This window comes from Acidimicrobiales bacterium (assembly GCA_036273495.1).
Lineage (GTDB): Bacteria > Actinomycetota > Acidimicrobiia > Acidimicrobiales > JAJPHE01 > DASSEU01.
Genome location: DASUHN010000192.1, coordinates 1 through 6,712 on the forward strand (window position 1 = coordinate 1; position 6,712 = coordinate 6,712).

Here is a 6,712-nt window from a genome sequence, read left to right on the forward strand (position 1 = left end):
CCGTTGCTCAGGCGGAACACCTCCTGCACCTGCTCGGGGATGGCGCCCGAGTGCGACATCTCCTGGTAGGCGCCCTGGGCCGCCGCCGCCGCGACCAGCAGCACCGCCGTCCCCGCCGCTCCGACCGTGAACGCCGGCGCCCACGGGTCCCCGGTGGCCTCGTCGGCCCGCCGGAGCTGGGTCGCCACCCCGCCGGCGAACAGTCCCAGGAACACCACCGCCACCGCCGCCAGGGCCACGCTCACCTGAAGCGAGTGGTAGTGGTGCAGGACGTAGATCTCCACGGCGAAGCCGCCCGAATCGGAACCCGGCGACCCGTGGGCCGTCGCCAGAGACGCGGCGAGGGCCAGCACGAAGACGAGCCCGAACGAGCCGGTGAGGCGGCGGCCGGTGGCGCTCAACGGGCCGACCTCAGCGCCGGGGGTCCACCAGGGCCCCGTCGACCAGTTCCTTGAACCGCTCCAGCTCCTCGGCCGGCGCCACGATGGCGTCGACGGCGTCGCGCCGGGCCAGGTGGGACCGGGCATAGAGGCGCGCCACCAGGGCCTTCCGGTTCCCTCCGTCGAGCTGCCGCTCCCGCCCCGCCTGCTCCAGCAGCAGAGCCGCGGCGTAGACGTCGACCATGTGCTGCGCCAGCGGGAACAGGCGGGCCTCGCCGACGACCGGGTCCAGGCGCTCCCAGCGGGAGATGGCCTCCTCCAGCCCGGCGACGGCGGCCGCGACCAGCTCGGTGGTGACCGGGTCGTCCGCCGGCGCCGCTCCGAGGGCGTCGCGTACCCGCGTCAGGAACGGCAGATGTGCCTGCTCCTTCTGCATGGCCCGGCGCACGTCGAGGCAGAGGATGTTGTCGGGGCCCTCCCAGATGGTGTTGACCTGGGCGTCGCGGAGGATCCGCGCCACCGGCCACTGCTCGATGTACCCGTTGCCACCGTGGACCTCGATGGCGTCGCTGGCGGCGGTGATGCCGAGGCGGGCGGCGCGCAGCTTGATCAGCGGCGCCCCCAGCCGCAGGCGCGGACCCAGGTAGCCGTCGAACACCAGCGCCTGCGCCGCCTCCACCTCGACGATCAGCTCGGCCAGCTTGCGCTGGGCCAGAGGCTGGTCGACGAGGGTGGCGCCGAAGGCCTCGCGCGCCCGGGCGTAGCAGAGCGACTCGACGAGCGACCTGCGGGCGCAGCCCAGCCCCATCATGGCGATGCCGAGACGGGCGCCGTTGGTCAGCTCCATCATGCGGGCCAGGCCGCGGCCGTCTCCGGGCGCGGTGGCCCGGTCCGGGGACGGCGCGGACGGAGACGACGGTCCCGGCGCCAGCAGGAACGCCTCGGCGTCGACGAACTCGACCTCGGCGGACGCCACCGCCTTGGTGCCCAGCTTGTCCTTGAGGCGGCGGATGCGCATGCCGTTGCGCGACCCGTCCCGCCGCTCCCACAGCACCAGGAACGGGGCTATCCCCCGCGTCCCGTCGGGCGCGCCCTCCGGCTTGGCCAGCACGACGAAGGCCGAGCCGTTGGCGTTGGACGCGAACCACTTGAAGCCGTTGAGGAGCCAGGCGTCACCGGCGGGGGTGGCCGTGGTCTCGAGGGCGGCCAGGTCCGAGCCCCCGGTGCGCTCGGTGAGCATCTGGGCGGCCTCGCCCCCGAGGTCGTTGCCGCCCACCAGCTCCCGGACCCGGGCCTTGATCTCGTCCGGCGCGAACTCCTCGGCCAGCCGGACCACCATGTCCCCGCCGGTCCCGAGGGCGCAGGTCATCCCGATCTCGGCCTGGTTGAGCAGATAGCTCCACGCCGCCGCCAACGGGGCCGGGTTCACGCCGGCGGCGCGGGCCTCCTCCCGGAACGCCGGAGAGGAGAAGCTGTTGTCCAACAGCTCCCGCTTCGACCGGGCGAAGCTGTCCGGCACGACCACCCGGCTCACGTCGCGCCCCCAGCGGTCGTACTTCTCCAGCTGGGGCGGGTTGCGGTCGGTCTCCTCCGCCCGCTCCGCCACCGGACCGCCCATCAGCGCCCCCAGCGCCTCCAGGCGGGGGCCGGCCCAGTCCATCCCCGCCGCCCCCAGGTGCGCCCGCATCAGGAACTGGAGCGTCGGGTCACAGCTGTACCAGTTGAGGCCGACGGCGCCCTGGTAGCGGCCGGTGTCGTAGCGGCGGGCCTTGTCCGGGCCCCCGAACGGAAGCCGGTCGAAGGGTTCGGAGAGGGGATCGGGCACGGCGGAGAGCCTACGGTCCGGCGCCGGCGCCCTACGCCGAGGTCTCGACCCAGACGGCGGCCGCCGTCGAGCGGCTGAGCGCGACCTGGCGCCCGTCCACGCTGACCACCACCACCCCGGGATCCCCCGTGCCCCCCTCGACGGCCAGGCGGGCGCCGGGCACCACGCCCTCGCTGTCCAGCAGCCCCAGCACCTGGGGGGAGTCGTGCTCGGCCAGCTCCGAGATCCGCGCCACCCGGGCCGGCGCGCCCGGCCTCAGCGCCACCAGGCTGACCAGGTCGCGCCGGTCCTGGAGGGCGCCGGGGATCTGGTTGCCGTGCGGGCACGTGGCGGGCTGGCCCAGCTTCTCGTACAGGCGCTGGAGGACCACGTCGGACAGCGAGTGGGCCACCCGCTCCGCCTCGGCGTCGGCGGTGACCCAGTCGAAGCCGAGCTCCTCGGTCAACCAGCACTCGACGACCCGGTGCCGGCGCACCACCGCGGTGGCGGCCCGCTCCCCCTCCTCGGTGAACGCGACCGTCCTGCCGGGGCCCACCGTCACCAGGCCGTCTCGTACCAGCCGCTGCAGGCCCACGCTCACGGTCGGGGCGCTGACCCCCATCCACTCCGCCAGCCGCCCGGGGCGCACCTCCTGGCCCTCGTGGGACAGGTAGTAGATCGCCTCGAGGTAGCGCGCCGCTGCGGGCGAAGGTGCCGGGTGCCCGCCCCCCGTCCTCTCGTCCCCGAACGCCACGTCATCCTTGGGCCCGTCATCCTTGGGCCCGTCGTCCTTGGGCCCGTCGTCCTTGGGGGCGTCATTCCCGGCGCCAGCAACCTTAGCCACGGCTAAGTCGGCCATACGCCCATACTAATCCAGGGCCCGGGGGATGCAGAGATGCCAGGGGGCGTAGCGTTTCGGCCCGATGACCGCGACCGAGGATGCCGCTGCATTGGGCGAGCACCCGGTCGACGCCCTGCGCCGCAACGGCTACTCCCGCTACCGGGCCTTCGACAGGGAGGAATGGGCGGCCCTGCGGGCCGCCACCCCGCTCCCCCTGACCGAGGACGACCTCGACCGGCTGCGGGGCCTCAACGAGGCGGTCGACCTCCAGGAGGTCACCGATGTCTACCTCCCGCTGTCCCGCCTCCTCAACCTCTACGTCGGTGCCACCCAGAAGCTCCACCAGGCGGCCAACACCTTCCTCGGCCACCCGGCGCTGAAGGTGCCGTACGTCATCGGGATCGCCGGGAGCGTGGCCGTCGGCAAGAGCACCACCGCCCGCATCCTGCAGGCCCTACTCGACCGGTGGCCCGACCACCCCAAGGTGGACCTGGTCACGACCGACGGCTTCCTGCATCCCAACCGGGTCCTCGAGGAGCGGGGCCTCATGGACCGCAAGGGCTTCCCCGAGAGCTACGACCAGCGCCGGCTCGTCGATTTCATGCTGGCGGTCAAGTCCGGGGCGCCCGAGGTGGCCGCCCCCGTCTACTCCCACCAGGCCTACGACATCATCCCCGGAGAGTCCCAGGTGGTGCGCCGGCCCGACATCGTGATCGTCGAGGGCCTCAACGTGCTGCAGGGACCGCCCGAGCGCGGCGGCTCGGTGCGGCTGTTCGTCTCGGACTTCTTCGACTTCTCGATCTACGTCGACGCCGAGGAGTCCGACATCGAGAAGTGGTACGTGGAGCGGTTCTTCACCCTGCGCGACACCGTGTTCCGCGACCCGCACTCGTTCTTCCACCGCTTCGCCTCGCTCGACACCGAGCAGGCGGTGGCGACCGCTCGGGGCATCTGGGGCTCGATCAACGCCGTGAACCTGCGGGAGAACGTCCTCCCGACGCGCGAGCGCGCCCACCTCATCCTGGAGAAGGCGGCGGACCACGCCGTCCACCGGGTCCACCTCCGCAAGCTCTAGGACGCCGCCCGCCGCAATGACTCAGTAGCGGGCCAGCTCCCGGGCGGCGTCGCGGATGCCCGCCACCTGCGGGAGCACTGCGTCCTCCAGCACCGGGGCGTACGGCACGTGGCAGTCCAGAGCGGCGTGTCGGCGCACGGGCGCGTCGAGGTGCTCGAAGCACGAATCGGCCACGAAGGCGGCCACCTCGGCGCCGAACCCGCACGTGTAGACGTCCTCGTGGACGACGAGGGCCCGGGACGTGCGCGCCACTGAGCCCGCCACCGCGTCGCGGTCCCACGGCACGATCGTGCGCAGGTCGAGCACCTCGGCCTCGACACCCTCGCCGGCCAGCTCCTCCGCCGCCAGCAGCGAGCGCTGCACGGTGGCGCCGTAGGTCACGATCGTGAGGTCCCGCCCGGGCCGGCGCACGGCCGCCTCCCCGAACGGGACGACGTGGTCGGGACCGGTCTGCGGATCGCGGGCGTAGGGCTGGCGGAGAAGGTGCTTGTGCTCGAGGAACAGCACCGGGTCGTCGCACGACAGGGCGTAGCGCAGGAGGCCGGCGGCGTCGGCGGCGCGTGAGGGGAATGCCACGAGGAGACCGGGGATGTGGGCGAAGATCGACTCCCCGCACTGCGAGTGCCAGATGGCCCCGCCGCGGAGGTAGCCGCCGATGGGCACCCTCATCACCATCGGGCAGCGGAAGGCGCCGTTCGAGCGCCACCGGAGCGTGGCCGCCTCGCTGCGGATCTGCTGCATGGCCGGCCAGATGTAGTCGAAGAACTGGATCTCGGGGACGGGCTTGAGCCCCCGCACCGCCTGGCCCACCGCGCGGCCGGCGATGTTGGCCTCGGCCAGCGGGGTGTTGTAGCAGCGGGCGGCACCGAAGGCCCGCTGCAGCCCGGCGGTGAGACCGAACACCCCGCCCTTGCCCTCGACCCGGGTCAGGACGTCCTCGGGGGCGTCGGCCACGTCCTCCCCGAACACCCGGATCCGCTCGTCGGCCGCCATCCGCTCGTGGAGGGTGAGGCGGATGGCCTCACCCATGGTGATCGGGGCGTCGGCCGCGACCTCGACTCCGGCTTCGGTGGCCGGCGCCGGGGCGCCCCGAGGCGGCAGCACGTACACGTTGCCGGTCACCCCGGCCGGGTCGGGAACGGCGGCGGCCAGCGCCCGGGCCGCCTCCTCGGCCACCACCCGGCGGGCCTCGTCGCGTATGGCCTGGGCCTCCTCGGCGCTGGTCACCCCGCCGGCCACCAGCTCCTCGGCGAACACCGTGATCGGGTCGTGGGCCGCCTCCGCCGCCAGGTCCTCGGGCAGGCGGTACTTGCTCTGGGTGTCGGCGGCGGAGTGGGAGTACGGGCGGGTCACCCGGGCGCGCAGCAGCACCGGGCCGACCCCGGCCCGGACCAGGTCGACGGCGCGGGCGGCCTCGGTCCTGCTCTCGAAGTAGTCGCAGCCGTCGACGTCCAGGACGTACAGGCCGCGGAACCCGCTCACCAGCTCCGAGATCGGCGCCGGAGCCTGGTCCGACGAGCGCACCGAGATGGCCCAGCCGTTGTCGGCGACCACGTACAGCACCGGCAGGTGCAGCCGGCAGGCGGTGTTGAGGCTCTCCCAGAACTCCCCTTCGGAGGTGGCCCCCTCCCCGAGCGACACGTAGGTCAGCTCGTCCCCGTGGGCCCCGCACCCTGGCAGGTCCCGCCCGACGATGTAGCGGGCGGCCTCGGCGCAGCCCACCGCCGGCAGGCACTGGCTCCCGGTGGGGCTGGACTGGCTGACGATGTTGAGATCGGCAGAGCCCCAGTGCGACGGCATCTGGCGCCCCCCGGAGGCGGGGTCGTCGGCCGAGCCGACGGCCTGGAGGAGCACCTGGTAGGGGGTGACCCCGAGGGCCAGGACCAGGGCCTGGTCCCGGTAGTACGGGAAGAACCAGTCGTAGCCGGGGCGGAGGCTGCGGGCCAGCGCCACCCCGAGCGCCTCGTGGCCGGCCCCGGAGATCTGGAAGAACGCCCGGCTCTGCTTCTGGAGGGTGATCTCGCGGTCGTCGATGGCCCGGGACAGGCAGGCGGTGCGGTAGTCCTCGAGAAGCTCCCCGTCCGGCAGGCCCCGGTGCTCCGCCGGGCGGAGCGGTCTGCCCTCGGCTGCGGAGGCGGCTTCGGCTATCCGTCCATGGTGCCACCACGGAGGCGGTAGATGGCGGTATGAGCGGCGCGCATCGCCACCTGCCCGTCCGCCACCCACACCACGTCGAGCACCACGAACTGGTGACCCTTGCGCTCGTAGCGGTCCGCCACCCGCGCCCGGGTCTCGACCACGGCGCCGTCGGTCACGCTGTCGAAGTTGGTCACCGCCGAGCCGACGTGGATCCACGGGCCCAGCACCACGCTGGCGGTGAGCACGCCGTTGGCGGCCAGGATGAGACGGCCGGGGTGGGCCAGGCCCATCTCGGTGTAGGCGGGGAGATCGTCCTGGAGCAGCTCGAGCAGCGGCCTGGCCTGGCCGGCGTGGGCCGCGGACCAGAGGGTGGCCAGGGCCGTTCCCGGCGCCAACGAGGTCTCGTCCGCCGCCGGGCGCCGCTGCGGATCGGGCGCCTCCACGACCGGGTAGGCGGCCGGGTCCGGCGCCGG

At 73.6% G+C, this 6,712-nt stretch carries 6 protein-coding genes; 1 reads left to right on the forward strand and 5 read right to left on the reverse strand.

Annotation, left to right across the window (positions count from 1 at the left end):
- From VFW24_08130 to VFW24_08140, 3 genes are all read right to left on the reverse strand, one after another.
- Positions 1-401, reverse strand: a 401-nt coding sequence (locus tag VFW24_08130) for a hypothetical protein (protein ID HEX5266728.1), incomplete at its 3' end; no start/stop codon positions are given.
- Positions 402-411: 10 nt separating this feature from the next.
- Positions 412-2,205, reverse strand: a complete 1,794-nt coding sequence (locus VFW24_08135) for an acyl-CoA dehydrogenase family protein (GenBank protein ID HEX5266729.1) — start codon at positions 2,203-2,205, stop codon at positions 412-414.
- A gap of 31 nt (positions 2,206-2,236) precedes the next feature.
- Entirely contained in the window at positions 2,237-3,043 is an 807-nt protein-coding gene (locus VFW24_08140; GenBank protein HEX5266730.1) for a metal-dependent transcriptional regulator, read from the reverse strand.
- 64 nt (positions 3,044-3,107) lie between these two features.
- Between VFW24_08140 and coaA the strand changes: the two genes are divergently transcribed.
- Positions 3,108-4,100 (forward strand): type I pantothenate kinase, encoded by a 993-nt coding sequence (gene coaA / locus VFW24_08145; protein ID HEX5266731.1) that lies wholly within the window; start codon positions 3,108-3,110, stop codon positions 4,098-4,100.
- A 21-nt stretch (positions 4,101-4,121) separates the two neighbouring features.
- Here the strand turns inward: coaA and VFW24_08150 are convergent, their stop codons facing one another.
- Positions 4,122-6,326, reverse strand: coding sequence for a dehydrogenase E1 component subunit alpha/beta (locus VFW24_08150; protein HEX5266732.1), 2,205 nt, complete (start codon positions 6,324-6,326; stop codon positions 4,122-4,124).
- Positions 6,245-6,712, reverse strand: a 468-nt coding sequence (locus VFW24_08155) for a hypothetical protein (protein HEX5266733.1), incomplete at its 5' end; no start/stop codon positions are given. The genes VFW24_08155 and VFW24_08150, both read right to left, overlap by 82 nt.